Annotated in this window: 15 protein-coding genes; 13 read left to right on the top strand and 2 right to left on the bottom strand. The window is 57.4% G+C overall.

Going from position 1 to position 16,408, the window contains the following annotated elements; translation table 11 throughout:
- Nucleotides 1-6: 6 nt before the first annotated feature.
- The 13 genes from atpA to ACULM0_RS07490 all read left to right on the top strand — a co-directional run bounded on the left by atpA (nt 7) and on the right by ACULM0_RS07490 (nt 13,544).
- Entirely contained in the window at nt 7-1,521 is a 1,515-nt protein-coding gene (gene atpA, locus ACULM0_RS07550; RefSeq protein ID WP_463679814.1) for a F0F1 ATP synthase subunit alpha, read from the top strand.
- A 27-nt stretch (nt 1,522-1,548) separates the two neighbouring features.
- Complete coding sequence (gene atpG / locus ACULM0_RS07545) at nt 1,549-2,421, top strand: ATP synthase F1 subunit gamma (RefSeq protein ID WP_463679813.1); 873 nt, start codon at nt 1,549-1,551, stop codon at nt 2,419-2,421.
- A gap of 28 nt (nt 2,422-2,449) precedes the next feature.
- Complete coding sequence (atpD, locus tag ACULM0_RS07540; protein WP_463679812.1) at nt 2,450-3,844, top strand: F0F1 ATP synthase subunit beta; 1,395 nt, start codon at nt 2,450-2,452, stop codon at nt 3,842-3,844.
- Between the two features lie 11 nt (nt 3,845-3,855).
- Complete coding sequence (gene atpC / locus ACULM0_RS07535) at nt 3,856-4,257, top strand: ATP synthase F1 subunit epsilon (RefSeq protein WP_463679811.1); 402 nt, start codon at nt 3,856-3,858, stop codon at nt 4,255-4,257.
- 133 nt (nt 4,258-4,390) lie between these two features.
- A complete protein-coding gene (murA, locus tag ACULM0_RS07530; protein ID WP_463679810.1) occupies nt 4,391-5,650 on the top strand; it encodes a UDP-N-acetylglucosamine 1-carboxyvinyltransferase in 1,260 nt (419 codons plus the stop codon).
- A 10-nt stretch (nt 5,651-5,660) separates the two neighbouring features.
- Entirely contained in the window at nt 5,661-6,689 is a 1,029-nt protein-coding gene (mreB, locus tag ACULM0_RS07525; RefSeq protein WP_463679809.1) for a rod shape-determining protein MreB, read from the top strand.
- Between the two features lie 115 nt (nt 6,690-6,804).
- Complete coding sequence (locus tag ACULM0_RS07520) at nt 6,805-7,878, top strand: flagellar hook-basal body complex protein (protein ID WP_463679808.1); 1,074 nt, start codon at nt 6,805-6,807, stop codon at nt 7,876-7,878.
- Nucleotides 7,879-7,902: 24 nt separating this feature from the next.
- Nucleotides 7,903-8,691, top strand: a complete 789-nt coding sequence (gene flgG / locus ACULM0_RS07515; protein ID WP_463679807.1) for a flagellar basal-body rod protein FlgG — start codon at nt 7,903-7,905, stop codon at nt 8,689-8,691.
- Nucleotides 8,692-8,700: 9 nt separating this feature from the next.
- Complete coding sequence (locus ACULM0_RS07510) at nt 8,701-9,078, top strand: rod-binding protein (RefSeq protein WP_463679806.1); 378 nt, start codon at nt 8,701-8,703, stop codon at nt 9,076-9,078.
- A gap of 88 nt (nt 9,079-9,166) precedes the next feature.
- Complete coding sequence (fabZ, locus tag ACULM0_RS07505; RefSeq protein WP_463679805.1) at nt 9,167-9,592, top strand: 3-hydroxyacyl-ACP dehydratase FabZ; 426 nt, start codon at nt 9,167-9,169, stop codon at nt 9,590-9,592.
- 12 nt (nt 9,593-9,604) lie between these two features.
- Nucleotides 9,605-10,822: a patatin-like phospholipase family protein gene (locus tag ACULM0_RS07500; protein WP_463679804.1), complete on the top strand. Its 1,218-nt coding sequence runs from the start codon at nt 9,605-9,607 to the stop codon at nt 10,820-10,822.
- Between the two features lie 49 nt (nt 10,823-10,871).
- The gene (locus ACULM0_RS07495; protein WP_463679803.1) at nt 10,872-12,542 is read left to right on the top strand and encodes a phospho-sugar mutase; all 1,671 of its coding nucleotides are present in this window, start codon (nt 10,872-10,874) and stop codon (nt 12,540-12,542) included.
- Nucleotides 12,543-12,620: 78 nt separating this feature from the next.
- Complete coding sequence (locus ACULM0_RS07490; protein WP_463679802.1) at nt 12,621-13,544, top strand: AEC family transporter; 924 nt, start codon at nt 12,621-12,623, stop codon at nt 13,542-13,544.
- Between the two features lie 79 nt (nt 13,545-13,623).
- On the opposite strand, the gene ACULM0_RS07485 is transcribed toward ACULM0_RS07490, so the two are convergent.
- Nucleotides 13,624-13,800 (bottom strand): Spo0E family sporulation regulatory protein-aspartic acid phosphatase, encoded by a 177-nt coding sequence (locus ACULM0_RS07485; RefSeq protein ID WP_463679801.1) that lies wholly within the window; start codon nt 13,798-13,800, stop codon nt 13,624-13,626.
- Between the two features lie 4 nt (nt 13,801-13,804).
- Nucleotides 13,805-16,318 carry a phosphodiester glycosidase family protein gene (locus ACULM0_RS07480; protein WP_463679800.1) on the bottom strand — a complete coding sequence of 838 codons (2,514 nt, stop codon included), beginning with the start codon at nt 16,316-16,318 and terminating at the stop codon, nt 13,805-13,807.
- Between the last annotated feature and the right edge of the window lie 90 nt (nt 16,319-16,408).

Here is a 16,408-nt window from a genome sequence, read left to right as displayed (position 1 = left end):
TTTGGCATGAATCTGAGACCTGAAGAAATCAGTTCTGTGATCAAAGCACAGATCGAAAAATATGAGAGCAAGCTTCAAGTCGAAGATACCGGTACCGTCATCCAGGTGGGCGATGGGATCGCTCGCGTCCACGGCCTAGAGAAGTGCATGGCCGGCGAGCTCCTGGCTTTTCCAAACGATGTATACGGGATGGTATTGAACCTTGAGGAGGATAGCGTGGGAACCGTTCTCTTCGGTTCCGACGAATTAGTAAGTGAAGGCGACATGGTCAAGCGCACCGAGCGCATCGTAGAGGTGCCCGTGGGCGAGCACCTGTTCGGACGTGTTGTCAATGCCCTGGGTCAGCCGATCGACGGCAAAGGCCCCATTGAATCCGACAAATTCCGTCCAGCGGAATCACAGGCCCCCGGCGTGATCGACCGTAAAAGCGTGCACCAGCCGCTCCAAACGGGGATCAAGGCCATCGACTCGATGATCCCCATCGGTCGCGGTCAGCGTGAGCTGATCATCGGTGACCGTCAGACCGGTAAGACGGCGATAGCCATCGATACGATCATCAACCAGAAGAAGGAAAACGTACTTTGTATCTACGTGGCCATCGGTCAGAAAAAATCGACGGTAGCGCAGATCGTGAACTCCCTCGAGCGTTACGGCGCCATGGAGTACACCTGTATCGTTTCCGCATCGGCTTCCGATCCCGCACCGCTGCAGTACCTGGCGCCCTACTCGGGTTGTGCAATCGGCGAAGAGATGATGGAAGCGGGCCGAGACGTGCTCATCATTTACGATGATTTGTCCAAGCACGCTGTGGCCTACCGTGCCATGAGCCTGCTGCTTCGCCGACCACCGGGACGCGAAGCTTACCCCGGGGATGTCTTCTATCTACATAGCCGACTCCTCGAGCGCGCCGCGAAGCTGTCCGACAAACTGGGCGGCGGTTCGCTCACTGCCCTGCCGATTATCGAGACGCAGGCTGGCGACGTATCGGCGTTTATCCCGACCAACGTGATCTCCATCACCGATGGACAGATCTATCTCGAGGCCGAGCTCTTCTTCTCGGGCCAGCGCCCGGCGGTTAACGCCGGTATCTCCGTATCCCGTGTAGGTGGGGATGCCCAGATCAAGGCCATGAAGAAAGTAGCCTCTAAGATCAAGCTCGAGCTGGCCCAGTACCGAGAACTCGCGGCCTTTGCCCAGTTCGGTTCGGAGCTCGATAAAGAAACGCAGAATAAACTGGCCCACGGTGAGCGCCTCATGGAAGTGCTCAAACAGCCCCAGTATAAGCCGGTGCCCGTGGAAGACCAGGTCATGATCATCTATGCGGTGATCAACAAATACCTGATGGATATTCCAGTGGATCGCATCACGGAATTCGAGGCGGGCTTCTTGACCTACATGAAGGAGCATCACCCCGAAGTGGGCAAGGCCATCGTCAAAGAGGGCGTGCTCACCGACGAGGTCACGGATAAGTTGGATGAGGCCGTCAAGACCTTCAAGGACTCATTCGCAAAGGAAGCGTAAGGACCACCATAGAAAGGGAGTGATACGATGGCGGGAGCCGGTACGCGCGATATCAAGCGAAAGATATCGTCGATCAACAGTACCCGACAGATCACAAAAGCCATGGAGCTCGTATCGACCGCAAAACTGAAGCGTGCTCGCGATCGGGTGGACATTACGAAACCTTATTTCGAAACTGTCGTGGAGACCGTCCAAGACATCATCCGGATGGAGAGAAATCTACAACACGACTACATCACGCCGAGGGACGTACGTGCGAAGCTCTATATCGTCGTGACCTCGGACCGCGGCCTGTGCGGCGGCTATAATATCAATGCGCTCAAGAAGGCCCTGGCCGACTGCGAGGACAAGGAGACGGCCCAGTTCATTGCCATTGGTAAGAAGGCCATCGACTATCTGAAAAAGCGCGAGTATAACGTGGTGAAGAGCTTCAGCTATATCTCTGAGAATCCCGATTACCAGGACGCGAAGGCCGTGGCGGATTTTGCCATGGAACTTTACGAGAAGGAAGCGGTCGACGAGATCAATCTGATTTACACGAGGCTGATCAGCACCATCAACCAAGAGGCAACGCTCCTCAAGCTGATCCCCGTGGCCGTGGCCGCGGTAGAAGAGGAGACGACGCCAGACGACGAAGAATTCCGCTATGTGAACTACGAACCCTCTCCGGAGGTCGTGCTGAGCTATGTGATACCCAAGTACATCATCAGCACGATCTACGGTGGACTCATCGAGTCCGCTGCAGCGGAGCAGGCGGCGCGGCGCATGGCCATGGAGAGCGCTTCGGATAATGCCGAAGAGATGATCGACGAGCTGACGCTCAGCTTTAACCATGCGCGTCAGTCGGCCATCACCCAGGAGATCTCCGAGATCGTCGGCGGTGCAGAGGCTCTGAAATAGCGCGCATGAGAAAGGAAGTGAAGGACTAATGGAGCAAATCAAAGGTAAGGTCGTCCAGATCATCGGTCCGGTGCTCGACGTCCGGTTCGATACGGATGACCTACCCATGGTGAACGACGCCGTGAGCGTGAATTACGAAGGCAGAAAGATTGTCTCGGAAGTCGCGCAGCATATCGGCGATAATACCGTCCGCTGTATTGCCATGAGTTCCACGGATGGTCTCGTCCGTGGTATCGAGGCGACCAGCCACCAAAGACCCATCACCGTCCCCGTGGGTAAGACCACGCTCGGACGACTCATCAATGTGCTCGGAGAGACCATTGATGAAAAGGGTCAGATCGAAGAAGGGGATTTCTGGTCGATTCACCGGGAGGCACCGCCTTTCGACGAGCAGGAGACCTCGACAGAGGTGTTCGAGACTGGGATCAAGGTCGTGGACCTCGTCTGCCCTTACGCCAAGGGCGGTAAGGTCGGTCTCTTTGGAGGGGCCGGCGTTGGGAAGACGGTACTGATCCAAGAACTGATCAACAACATCGCCAAGGAACACGGCGGTCTGTCTGTATTCGCCGGTGTCGGCGAGCGGACCCGCGAGGGGAACGACCTCTATCACGAGATGATGGAGTCGGGCGTACTCGATAAGACCACCTTGGTCTTCGGCCAGATGAACGAACCACCGGGAGCACGTATGCGCGTGGGCCTCACGGGCCTCACCATGGCGGAGTACTTTCGCGATGAGGAGAACCGCGACGTGCTGCTCTTTATCGATAATATCTTCCGCTTCACCCAGGCGGGTTCCGAGGTATCGGCCCTACTCGGTCGTATGCCTTCGGCCGTAGGTTACCAGCCGACGCTGGCCACCGACATGGGTCAATTGCAGGAGCGGATCACGTCGACGAAAAAGGGATCGATCACATCGGTACAGGCCATCTACGTGCCTGCCGATGACCTGACGGACCCGGCACCGGCGACGACCTTCTCCCACCTCGATGCGACGACAGTACTGTCGCGTAAAATCTCCGAGCTCGGGATCTATCCCGCGGTGGATCCACTGGATTCCTCCTCGCGAATTCTCGAGCCGGATACTGTCGGCGAAGAGCATTACAATGTAGCCCGCCGCGTTCAGGAGATCCTCCAGCGCTATAAGGAGCTACAGGATATCATCGCGATCCTCGGTATGGACGAGCTCAGCGACGAAGACAAGACCATCGTGAGCCGTGCCCGTCGTGTGGAGCGTTTCTTATCGCAGCCCTTCCACGTGGCCGAGCAGTTCACGGGATTCGCCGGTAAGTACGTGCCCGTCAAGGAGACGGTGCGCGGATTTAAGGAAATCCTGGATGGCAAGCACGACGACCTGCCGGAGTCGGCATTCTTATACGTCGGCACCATTGAAGAGGCCGTCGAAAAAGCCAAGAATATGGATTAGGGGGTGCTGACATGAGCACGTATCCCCTGGAGATCGTCACACCAGATCGGAAGTTCTTTGAAGGTGATGTGGAGCTGACCATCATGCGTACTGCCGAGGGCGACGTCGGGGTCATGTACAACCACGAGTCCCTCGTGGCACCGGTGAAAATCGGCGCCATCAAGGTGAAGCAGGATGGACAGATACGCGTGGCCGCCTGCGGCGGTGGTTTCGTCACCGTCGAGGAAGAGGGCACCACCACGATCATCACCGACTCCGCGGAGTGGGAGGATGAAATCGATGTGGATCGCGCCAAGGCCGCTCTAGAGCGTGCCAAGGACCGTCTGCGAGAAAACAAGGAGATTGATGTGGTACGGGCGCGGGCCTCAATGGACCGTGCGATGAACCGCTTGCGACTCAAGGATATCCGATAAGGAAAAAATCAGATGGATCCGCGTCTTTTACGCGGATTCATTTTGTATTTTTGGACTTTTCGGTTATAATGGGGTAGAGTGTGACCTGAAGAAGATAGAATTGTTTTTTCAAATAGAAATGGAGGCCAATCCCTTGGCATTAATAAGAGTAAAAGGCAACGGACCCCTGAAGGGGACCATTCGGATCAGTGGCGCGAAAAACGCCGTTCTCCCCATCATGGCAGCCACGCTGCTCACCGATGAGGTGAGCGATCTCGAGGGTATCCCGGCACTGAAGGACGTGGAAGTCCTCGGTGATGTGCTCCGTTCCCTCGGCGGGACCCTGGACACGAGTGAAAAACACCTGTTGAAGATCCAGACGCAAGTGATCACCACAACCGAACCCCCCTACGACCTGATCCAAAAGATGCGGGCGTCTTTCTTTGTCATGGGACCTTTGCTCGCCAGACAAGGGCGGGCCAAGATTTCCATGCCCGGTGGTTGTGCCATCGGCGCCCGACCCATCGATTTGCACCTGAAGGGATTCAAGGCGCTCGGCGCCGACATCCATATGGACCACGGGAGTATCGAGGCCGTGGTGGACGGACGCTTGAAAGGTGGATCGGTCTACCTGGACTTTCCCAGTGTGGGTGCCACGGAGAATATCATGATGGCGGCCACACTGGCCACCGGTGATTCGATTATCGAGAACGCGGCCCAGGAACCGGAGATCGTGGATCTGGCCAACTTCCTCAATAAAATGGGCGCCAACATCAAGGGCGCCGGTTCGGATACCATCCGGATCAAGGGAGTGCCGCGTCTGAAGGGTACCAAGCATAGCATTATCCCCGACAGGATCGAGGCGGGCACCTACATGGTGGCGGCCTGTGCAACGCGGGGAGACCTGACCATTGAGAACGTGGTCCTCAGCCACCTCAAACCGATGATCGCCAAGCTCCGTGAAGTGGGCGCCGAGATCATCGAAGGAGACGATGAGATCCGCGTGATCGGTCCCCAGACCCTGACGGCGGCGGATATCACGACCCTTCCCTACCCCGGCTTCCCCACGGATATGCAGGCCCAGTTCATGGCCATGCTGGCCACGGTGGAGGGAACCAGCGTGATCATGGAGACGGTCTTTGAAAACCGCTTCATGCACGTGACGGAGCTCAACCGAATGGGTGCCAACATCAAGATCGAGGGCCACAGCGCCGTGATCCGAGGGGTCAAGAAACTCGAGGGCGCACGCGTCAAGGCCACGGACCTCAGGGCGGGCGCCGCACTGATGATCGCCGGCCTCAGTGCCGACGGTGAAACGCTGATCGATAATATCTTCCACATCGATCGCGGTTACGACAATTTTGAAGAAAAACTTCGTGCCGTCGGTGCGGAGATCGAGCGAATCTACGAATAGAGGTGTTGGCATGTTTGGTTTAGGAACGGAGATCGGTATCGATCTGGGGACCGCAAGTGTCCTCGTGTATATCAAAGGCAAGGGAATCGTCCTGCAGGAACCATCGGTGGTCGCCATCGACCGTAACACCGATCGCGTGCTGGCCGTGGGTGCCGAGGCGCGTCGTATGCTCGGTCGAACCCCCGGGAATATTGTGGCCATCCGTCCCCTGAAAGATGGGGTCATCAGTGACTATGATGTCACAGAGCGCATGCTGCGTTATTTTATCAACCGCACCTGCGGTAAACGCCGCTTTTTTAAACCCAAGATCATCATCTGTGTACCCAGCGGGGTCACGGAGGTGGAGAAGCGGGCGGTTATCGACGCCACCACCGAAGCCGGTGGCGGGCGCGTCTTCCTCATCGAGGAGCCGATCGCGGCGGCCGTGGGCGCAGGGCTCGACATCACGAAGCCCGATGGGAACATGGTCATCGATATCGGGGGCGGCACAACGGATATTGCCGTTATCAGCCTCGGGGGTATCGTGGTCTCCAACTCCATCAAGGTGGCGGGGGATATGTTTGACGATTCCATCATGAAGTTCATGAAGAAGAACCACAACCTCCTCATCGGTGAACGCACCGCCGAGGAGCTCAAGATCAACGTCGGTACCGCCTCGCCTCGCGCCAAGTCCATCAAGATGGAGTGCCGCGGTCGCGACCTGATCACGGGTCTGCCGAAGACCATCTCCGTGAACAGCGAGGAGATGCTAGAGGCACTCCAGGAACCGGTGAACGCCATCAGCGATGCGGTGCACGCGGTGCTCGAGAAGACGCCGCCGGAGCTATCGAGCGATATCTCCTCACGGGGTATCGTCATGACAGGCGGGGGCGCACTGCTCCACGGTCTGAACAAGCTGCTCGAGAAGCGGACGGGCATCCCCACCTACATCGCCGAGGACGCGGTGAGCTGCGTGGCCAAGGGCACGGGCATGAGTCTGGAGCATATCGATGTGCTCGAGAAGAGCATGATGACGCAAAAACAATACAAACGACGGTAACGAATGGCGGGAACTCCTTGAGATCCCGCTATTTTTCTTGCCTCCAGGGCTCAAGTTCATCCCGCATTCGGCCGATATTGTGCACAGAGAACAAAATAGAAAGGATGACGCTGACATGGTCAGGGGATTATACATAGCCGGAACCAATATGCTCACCGCCCAAAAGCGCATGGATGCCATCTCGGATAACCTTGCGAACATCGACACGGCGGGCTACAAAAAGGATGACATCTCGGTGGAGTCCTTCAACGACGTGCTGATCCAGCGGCAGAACGGATCGCGCCTGACCCTCGAAAGGGGTAACGATACCATCGAGGTGACAGAAGCCAATGACCGCTACCGGGTCAAGACGGCGGATGGCTACTTCCGCGTGGCCACACCCGAGGGTACGAGCCATAACAAGGAGCTGGCCTTCCACGTGGACGACGAGGGATACCTCAGCACCTACTATCAGAACTCCAACCGGACGATCAACGAGCGGCTCGGCCACCGGGTGCTCGGTCGTGACGGTGAGATCTTCGTGGGCGACGGCGAACTGGCCATCGCCGACAACGGTGCCGTGCAAGTAGACGGCGCCGAAGTGGACCGACTGGTCTACCACCCGGGGGTCACGACCATCGGCACCATGAACGCCGGCGTCTGGCACCAACGGAAGGTCACCGATTTTTCCCAGGGGCAACTGGAGCGGACCGACGGTCCCTTCGACCTGGCGCTACGGGGCGATGGGTTCTTTACCATAGAGACCCCGGAGGGTGAGTACTTTACCCGGAACGGTGTCTTCAGCCGCAACCAGTTCGGCGAGCTGGTGACCTTGGACGGTCACCGCGTCATGGGTTTTGACGGTCCCATCGAACTGGCCCAAGGCGACTTCGCCGTGAACCGCTTCGGCGAGATCCTCCAGAACGGCGAGATCGTGGACCGCTTGGCGCTCGTCAGCTTTTCCAATCCAGGTGACCTGGCCAAGGTGGGGGGCACCCTCTTCACAACGCTCGAGCCCATAACGGGCGAAAGGGGAGCTTTTGAGGGGGAGGTCCTGCAAGGATTTATCGAACGACCGAACGTAGACGCCATCACCGAGATGGTCAAGATGATCGAGATGAGCCGCAATTACGAATCCGACCAGAAGGTCATCGCCACCATCGATGAGATGCTGGGCAAGGCCGTGAACGAAGTCGGAGCCGTACGATAAAAGAAGAGAGGGTAGGTGCACGAGATGAAAGCCATGTATTCAGCAGCCTCGGGTATGCGGGCGCTACAGACGAAAATCGATACCATTTCCAATAACCTGGCCAATGTCAACACCACGGGTTTCAAGGCCCAGCGATTGGAGTTCAAGGATATTCTGTACGAGAAGGTCGACCAGCGTAATTTTTCCGAGGGAGAGGGACGACCCGTTGCCCTCGAGATCGGCCATGGCGTCATGACGGCCGGAACGGTCAGGGACTTTACCGTGGGAAGTTTCCAGCCCACGGAGAACGACCTGGATTTCGCCATCGAGGGAGAGGGATTCTTCGTGGTGAACAACGAGCTCGGCAACACCCGTTACACCAAAGACGGGAGTTTTAAACTCAGTGTGATCGGCGACGAGGCGCGGCTCGTCACCACCGACGGCTACTATCTCCAGGGTCAGGGCGGCGACATCAACATCGGCGCAGATGTGACGGAACTGGTGGTGGACAAGGCCGGCGTGGTCAAGGTCAAGCGCGGCGACGGCGTGGAGTACGAAGAAATCGACACCCTGGAGCTGGCGACCTTCGTGAACCCGGCGGGTCTCACGGCCGAAGGGGAGAATCTTTTCAGCGAAACACCGGCCAGCGGTCCAGCCATGTTCGATGACGAACGACGCGGCGAAGTGTGGCAGGGGTTTTTGGAGTCCAGCAACGTGCAGGTCGTCGAGGAGATGGTCAACATGATCACTGCCCAGCGGTCCTACGAGTTCAACTCCAAGACCATCCAGACGGTAGACCGTATGCTCGAAGTGGCCAACTCCGTGAAGCGGTAGGTGATTTGATTGAAAATTGACGCTAACGCACTGCTCAGCCAAGTGCAGACCACCGCGAAAGGCGAGACGGAAGAAAAGGAAATCCGGGGGTTCGAGGAGAAACTCCGGGCGGCAGCGGCTTCGGGGGACGACAAGGCGCTGGAAAAAGTGGCCTCGGATTTCGAGTCCCTTTTCGTGCGCCAGCTGATGAAGACCATGCGGTCGAGCGGGACCACGGAGGGCTTCATCGAGAAGAGCCACGCCCGCACCGTCTTCGAGGAGATGCTCGACGAGGAGCTGGCCGACAAGATCGGCGGCGCCAAGGGCATTGGGATCGCCGACATGATCATCCGCTACTTGCGGTCGGAAGAAGAAAAGAACAACACAGGTTTTGATCTCAAAGGGTAGCCACGCGCTGTCCTTTTTTCAGTTGTAACCCGGGAAGCTGTGACCTATAATAAGAACCAGGTACTAACTATTGAAAGGACGTGTGACAATGCTCGATCAACAAGCGATTCAAGCCCTGATCCCCCACCGGTACCCCTTCCTGCTCGTGGACCGGATCCTAGAGGTGGAACCGGGCGTGATGGCCCGCGGTTACAAGAACGTGAGCGTAAACGAACCCTTCTTCCAGGGTCATTTCCCCAACCGACCGCTGATGCCCGGCGTTCTGATGGTGGAGGCCTTGGCCCAGGTGGGTGCCGTGGCCCTCATGAGCCTAGAGGAGAACGCTGGTAAGCTGGCGGTCTTCGCGGGTATAGATGAGGTGAGGTTCAAACGACAGGTGGTGCCCGGCGATCGACTCGATCTCCAGGTGACCATTACCAAGATGCGACGCGGTATCGGAAAAGGCGAGGCCATCGCCAGCGTGGATGGTGAGGTGGCGGCCAAGGGTATACTGATGTTCGCACTGACCGATTAGGAGGTCATAGGGATGAAAAGGGGACTTGTACTCGAGGGCGGCGGCGCCCGGGGATCCTACCAGATTGGAGCGCTAAAAGCCCTGAGAGAAATGGGGTACGGCGAGTTCGATGCCATTACGGGCAGTAGCGTGGGTGCGATCAACGGTGCCCTTTACGCCATGGGAGATTTCGATTTTCTCTACGACCTGTGGTATAACGCTAAGCCCTCGCGCATCATCAAGGGGGACGATAAGACCCTGGATCGGCTCATGCACTTCGATTTCGGTGGAGCGGACATGAAAAAGATCCACCGCTTCATCCGGGGAATCTTTACCGATGGCGGCCTGGATATTTCCCCGCTCAAAACGCTCCTCAGGGAGTACGTGGACGAGGCGAAGCTTCGCGAGAAGGACCTGCGCTTCGGGCTCGTCACCGTCTCGCTCACGGAGCGAAAGCCACTCGAGATTTTTCTCGAGGATATCCCGGAGGGAGAGCTGGTGGACTACATCCTGGCCTCGGCCAATCTGCCCGTTTTCAAAATGGAGAAGAAGGAGACGGGCCTCTTCATCGACGGGGGCTTCTACGACAATGTCCCCGTCTGCCTGATGCTGGAGACGGATGTGGAGGAAGTGATCGTCATCCGCCTGAACTCCAAGGGAATCGTCCAGAAGGTGAAGGATGTGGACCGTCCCGTGATCGAGATCGCCCCCAAGGAGGACCTCGGTGGGATGCTCCAGATTTCCGAAGAAAAAGCGCGTTACAATATTGCCCTGGGTTACCACGATACCTACAGAAGGATGCAGACCTTACGGGGCAACCGCTACTATGTCGAGCGCGATGTGGATGATGCCACGCTCCTGCACCACCTCGAGAAAGTGGGGGAAAAGGATCTTGAGGAGCTACGGGCGCTCATGGGAGCCGATCCCCGCACCCGCTATCCCTTTATCTTCGAAGCGGTTTTTCCCATGCTTCGCGAGCTCCTCGGCTGTGACGAGCGCTCTGACTACACCGAGGTGATGCTGGCGGTCTACGAGCATTTTGCCGAAAAGCTGGAGGTGGAACGGTTCAAGATCTATACCACGGCGGACTTCCTTGAGACAGTGGAGGCAAGCTTCGACCGCGAGGATGTGGCGATCCGCGAGTCTTTTGCCAAGAAACTACCGGAGCGATTGAAGAACAATCCCCTCTATTTTCAGACCGTGAAGGAAGAAATTCTGTACAGGGTCTTCAAAATCGTGCGGAAAAGATGAGGACGCTCCCTTCCTTGGGGTATAATGGGAAAAAGGAGAGTGATAGCACATGGGATACCGAGAGATTTATGAAAAGTGGCGGGACAACCCGTATTTTGACGAGGCCTTCCGAAAGGAACTGAAGGACCTCGAGGGCAACGAGAAGGAGATTGAAGACCGTTTTTACACGGACCTGGCTTTCGGCACCGCGGGGATGCGCGGTGTGATCGGAGCCGGTCGCAATCGGATGAACCAATACATCGTGAGAAGGGCCACCCAGGGCTTTGCTAACTACATAAAGGCCGAGGGTGAAGGTCCTTACAGCGTGGCCATCGCCTATGACTCCCGGAGAAAATCGCCCGCGTTCGCCCTGGAAACGGCGCTGGTGATGGCGGCCAATGGAATCAAGGCCTATCTTTTCGAGGACCTGCGCACCACACCGGAGCTTTCCTTCACGCTCCGGCGGCTGGGGGCTTCCGCCGGTGTGATCATCACGGCGAGCCACAACCCTCCCGAGTACAACGGATACAAGGTCTACGGAGATGACGGGTGCCAGCTGGTGCCGGACAAGGCCGAGCGGCTGGTGCGTTTCGTGGAGGGCGTCGCTTCCTTTGACGAGGTCCAGCGGCTCACCGCGGAAGAAGCGAAACAGAAGGGTCTCCTGGAGATCTTGGGACAAGAAGCGGATGACGCCTACATCAACATGGTCATGGAGAAGAGCTTCCATCCGGATCTATTGAAGGAGACGGAGATGAAGGTGGTCTACTCACCGCTTCACGGAACCGGCGGCATGGCCGTGACGGAAACCCTCAAGCGACTGGGCTTCACCCACCTCGTGCCCGTAGAGGAGCAGATGGTGCCGGACAGCGACTTCACCACCTGTAAGAACCCCAACCCCGAGGAGCTGGCTGCCTTCGACCTCGGACGCGTCTATGCAGAGCGAGAGGGGGCCGATGTCCTGATCGCGACGGATCCCGACTGTGACCGCGTGGGTGTGGTGGTCCGTGACCAAGAGGGGGCTTATCATCCCCTCAACGGAAACGAGACCGGTGCACTCCTGACGGATTACGTACTGACGCAGATGGGGGCGCTGCCAAAGAACCCCGTGGTGATCACCACGATCGTGACCAGCGACCTGGCGAAGAAGCTCTGTGCGGCCCACGGGGTGCATCACCTGGCGACGCTGACAGGGTTCAAATTCATCGGGGAGAAGATCCGCAAGTTCGAGTCTACCGAGGATACCTTTATCATGGGCTACGAAGAGTCCTACGGATACCTCGTGGGCACGGAGGTGCGAGATAAGGATGCCGTGAGCGCCTCGCTCCTCGTGGTGGAAATGGCCGCCTATTACCACAAGCAGGGACAGAACCTTCTCGATCGTCTGGATGCCCTCCAGAAAGAACACGGCTACCACAGGGAGGGCCTGCTGGCCAAGAAACTGGCCGGTAAGAGCGGCATGGAAACGATGAAGGAAATCATGGCCCACTTCAGGGAAAAAGGACTTGACCAGTTCGAGGTAGTGGAGGCCATCGATTACAAGGATAGCGACCGGACGGGTCTGCCCGCTGCCGATGTGCTGAAGTTCTACCTAGAGGGAGGCAGCTGGATCGCCATCCGTCCTTCCGGGACAGAACCCAAGATCAAGTTCTATTTCTCCAGCGTGGACGAGACGGCAAAGGCCGCAGAGGAGCGCCTGGAGACTATGCGCGAGGCCATGGAGAAGGCCCTCGACAACTTCTAAGGAAAATTCGTGGCTCGAAAGAGCCACTTTTTTTTATGGGGGGGATGTGATAAGATATCGTGGAACGGAGGGATTCTTATGGCTGTGATGAACCAAGTGCTCGTCCTATTTTTTCTCATTTTCACGGGGTATCTCGTCAGGAAACTGAAAATCGTCCACGAGTCGATGGACACGGAGCTATCAAATCTGATCATGAATGTCACGCTACCCTTCTTTCTGATCACCAATATGCAATTTGAATTCTCAAAAGAAGTGCTGCTCGACAGCATCAATCTGATCTACATATCCGCGGGCGTCTACACGGGGATCATCCTGCTCAGTTATCTGGTGGTCAAGGTGATCCGACCCAAGAAGGACGCCAGGAACGTCTACCAGTGGGCCCTCTGCTTTTCCAACGTGGGATTCATGGGGTATCCCGTTCTAGATGTGGTCTACGGACAGACGGGTGTCTTCTACGCGGCGCTATACAATCTGTCCTTCAACGTACTGATCTGGACCTACGGTGTCCACCTCTACGTACGGCACAAAAAGCGCGAGCGGGCGACGGCCCTCTCGCGCGTGAAGGCGATTCTCAATCCAGGTCTCGTGGCCATCTTGGTCGGTTTCGGTCTCTTTCTCTTTCAGATCGAGCTTCCGGAACCCGTTTACAACACCATGCATCTGATCGGCCGCACGACCACGCCGCTCTCCATGATGTTCATCGGTTTCATGCTGTCGGAACTCAAGGTATCCGCGCTTTTCAACAACTATCGCGATTACGTGATCAGCGGCTTCCGGTTGCTGGTCGGCCCCTTCCTTGTGTACCTGGTGCTACGGACCATTGGCCTGACGGACTATCTGATCGGGATCCCGGTGATCATCACCGCGATGCCGGTGGCCGCCAGCAGCGCCCTCTTCGCCCGTCGCTTCGACGGGGACGCGTCCTTGGCATCGAAGCTGGTTTTCATGACCACCCTGCTCAGCGTGGGGACCATTCCGATTTTCATCGCCCTGCTCTCTTAATAGGCGGCCCCCGGTTCCGGGGGTCTTCTTTTTTTGCACGAAAAAAGCGGCCTCTCCCCTGGGGAGGACCGCAACTTGGTCAGGATGGACTATCGATGGCCTGCATCAACTGGTAGAGGTTGATGAGGCGGTCGAGCTTTTTCGATTGGCGGAGCACCGAGGGTTCGTTGAAGCAAAAGCCCGCGGCCACCAGTCGATTGTCTAGTTCTTTTCGTTCCTCGCTAATTTGCTTGGCAAGGATCTCTGTATAGGACATCCGATCACTTCCTTGAAAATGACACCTTTCCCGAATCGCCATCGATCAGCAGGATCTGATCTTTCGCCACGTCGATGTAGCGCAGGCCATTTTGCCAGGTGATCTTGTTCGTGGGTCGATCGAGGCGCAGAATGGTAAACGACTCGATTCCTTTCAGCCCCGAAGCGAGCAGCTGCTCTTCTGCTGTATCCCGGAACCCTGTGAATCGGTTCCAGAGCACGAAGGCATGTGGGGATGTGGGCGCGGAAAGGGACTTCCAGAGCGCCTGTTCGTTGACCGTGGTGTTGTTGGATCCCGCCACGGTACCGAAGGTCGGTTTGGATGCTGTTGGAATGTTTTGGATGACCTCATTGTACAAATTATTACCATTTTTGTCAATGCCAAATTTTGGGCTGATCAGGTCCCGCTCGGGGTCCGATCTGTCCACGGAACGGACGTCTTCCTCCGAGATCATCTGTGTCACGCGCAGATCATCGAAGAAGATCCCACCGGCATCCCGTCGGTTGGGATCCGTCTCCACGAGATAGAGACGCTTCACCGTGAAGGGGGCCTGGATGTGGCTGACGTCGGTGGTCAGGGTGCGCAGACCCGTCCAGTCCACGGTCTTGGCCAGATCCACCGTGTGCTCCGTCCCCGAGGCATCCACGATCTTGGCGCGGAGCCAGTGTCCGTTGACGTAATCGCCGCGGACATCTAGCGAAAGGCTCTTGGCCGGGTTGTTCACCTTCAGAGCCGTGCCGAAGTCCACGTAGGCCGCGCGGGTATCCGCCTTGCTGTCCAGGTTGTAGACCAAGGCGCCGGCGCGGGAAGTCATGTTGGCGGTCTGGTGGACCTGGTAATAACCGGTCACGTCGGTGGGGTAGGAAACGAAGGTCCCCAGCTGGGTCTCGAAGTCGTGCAGGAGGGTGACCTCCTCACGGGCCATGGATTTTCTCTCATAGCTGAGTCCGTCAAAGGCAAGTTTCACGTGGTAGTCATCGGGGAGGACCACGTGTGTGGCTTCGCCGGTTTTCAGATTCGTGGTGGTGACGGTTTGCGCGTCGAGCAGGACCCTGTGGCCCTCGGTAGTGAAGGCTCTCGGGATCACCTCGCCATAGGGGGTGATATAGGCATCGAGGCGAACGGCCTCCTCCACGCCGACGGTTTGCTTGAAGGTCTGGTCACCGTGGCTGATCCGCAACGTCCCCTCACCGACCTCGGTGGGGCGGAAGGTGCCGTCGACCAACTGGCCGTTCAGGCCCTCGAGAGCGATGGAAACGGTCTCCTTCAGGCCCATCGGCTGTCCGTAGGCATCGAAGGCGGTCAGTCGATAGGGGATTCGGTCGTTTCTCAAAAGAGCGTCCTTGTCGAAAACCGCCCGTACATCGGCCACTTCCGTTGGGGCGCTTTTCAGCGCGACACCTAGTCCGTTGTAAATCCGGCGTTCGGAACCGTCGCTGGGGTTGTTCACGATCCGGTGCGTGTCTTCGTAGTGGCGGACCACCATCTCGGTGGAACCCCCGCCGTCCAGATTGGCGGCCTCGTGGGCCCCGATGGAAACGAGCAGATTGGCCAGCTCGCCTTGGGTCAACCCTCTGTTGTAGGTGCGTCGACCGTCAACGGTCACAAGGTAGGCCGTGCGTTTATCGGCGGAAAGACCGACGGCAGTCCGCGGGTGACGACCCGCGATGTTGTGCGTCTGGTCCACCTCGGCGATGGGCTTGCCGTTTTCCACGAGCATGGCCCCGGTACCGATGGATTCGAGCAGATTCTCAAAGTTCTTGTTGTAGATCTCAACCTCGACCTTTTCACCGATAGAAAGAGAGCGCTCGTAGGTCTTGGCCACGTCGCCGATGAGCACGAGGATCTGGGTGTCCTCGCCGAGGGGTTGGGGGGCACCGTTCCAGATCTTGTCTGTGACGATCCCCTTCTCCATCACAATCTCCAGGCGATTGAACTGTCCGCCCTTACCCGGTGAAGCGCTGGCGAACTGGTTGTCGATGAGGACGGCCCGGGGCCATCCGAAGTAGGGCTTGTTATAGAAGTCCACGGGGATGCTGTACCGATCGCCCTGGACCACCATGCGGGGGGAGCCAAAGTAGGCAAAGTAGGCGTAGCCGTAGGTGCTGGTGCTAAAGCTGTTGAAACGGTCTTCGTTGATCCCGCTCATGATGAGATCCCCATCGGAGATCATTTGACCCAGTGGCGTTTTGGCCGTGCCGTCGAAAAAGTCGCCGTTGATGGCGCCGATCACGTGGTCCGAGTTGTCGGCCATCTCCGAAAGGGTGCTGCCCTTCATCAGGCCTGCCTCCTCATCGTAGAGGACCTTGAGCTCGTGGGTGTCGCTCTCCACATCGACCTCTAGGACATTGGCGATGACCCAGCCCTCGGGCGTGAGGACGCGGATTTCTTGGTGGGCGACCCCGGGTCCGATCACCGTGGTCGTCTGTGTCTTGTAGAGGGGGGTGTAGGCGGCAAAGACTGTATGTATGCTGACGAGTAAGAGCAGAAGAAGGGAGATGCCCGTTCTTTTTTTCATTTCTATCACCTCACCCCTATTATATCCACCGGATGAGGACGACAGGTGACAGCTTGATTACGCGTGGATTAAATCTTTGACACGAAAAAA

It is taken from the genome of Halotolerantifilum yawarlongkerapense (genome assembly GCF_054506745.1).
Note: the sequence above shows the minus strand (reverse complement) of the source record. Positions and strands in the feature narration are given on the sequence as shown.

Coding starts and splice junctions, on each gene's coding strand:
- atpA (WP_463679814.1), top strand. CDS start 7: ATGAATCTGAGACCTGAAGAAATCAGTTCTGTGATCAAAGCACAGATC.
- atpG (WP_463679813.1), top strand. CDS start 1,549: ATGGCGGGAGCCGGTACGCGCGATATCAAGCGAAAGATATCGTCGATC.
- atpD (WP_463679812.1), top strand. CDS start 2,450: ATGGAGCAAATCAAAGGTAAGGTCGTCCAGATCATCGGTCCGGTGCTC.
- atpC (WP_463679811.1), top strand. CDS start 3,856: ATGAGCACGTATCCCCTGGAGATCGTCACACCAGATCGGAAGTTCTTT.
- mreB (WP_463679809.1), top strand. CDS start 5,661: ATGTTTGGTTTAGGAACGGAGATCGGTATCGATCTGGGGACCGCAAGT.
- ACULM0_RS07520 (WP_463679808.1), top strand. CDS start 6,805: ATGGTCAGGGGATTATACATAGCCGGAACCAATATGCTCACCGCCCAA.
- flgG (WP_463679807.1), top strand. CDS start 7,903: ATGAAAGCCATGTATTCAGCAGCCTCGGGTATGCGGGCGCTACAGACG.
- fabZ (WP_463679805.1), top strand. CDS start 9,167: ATGCTCGATCAACAAGCGATTCAAGCCCTGATCCCCCACCGGTACCCC.
- ACULM0_RS07500 (WP_463679804.1), top strand. CDS start 9,605: ATGAAAAGGGGACTTGTACTCGAGGGCGGCGGCGCCCGGGGATCCTAC.
- ACULM0_RS07495 (WP_463679803.1), top strand. CDS start 10,872: ATGGGATACCGAGAGATTTATGAAAAGTGGCGGGACAACCCGTATTTT.
- ACULM0_RS07490 (WP_463679802.1), top strand. CDS start 12,621: ATGGCTGTGATGAACCAAGTGCTCGTCCTATTTTTTCTCATTTTCACG.
- ACULM0_RS07485 (WP_463679801.1), bottom strand. CDS start 13,800: ATGTCCTATACAGAGATCCTTGCCAAGCAAATTAGCGAGGAACGAAAA.
- ACULM0_RS07480 (WP_463679800.1), bottom strand. CDS start 16,318: ATGAAAAAAAGAACGGGCATCTCCCTTCTTCTGCTCTTACTCGTCAGC.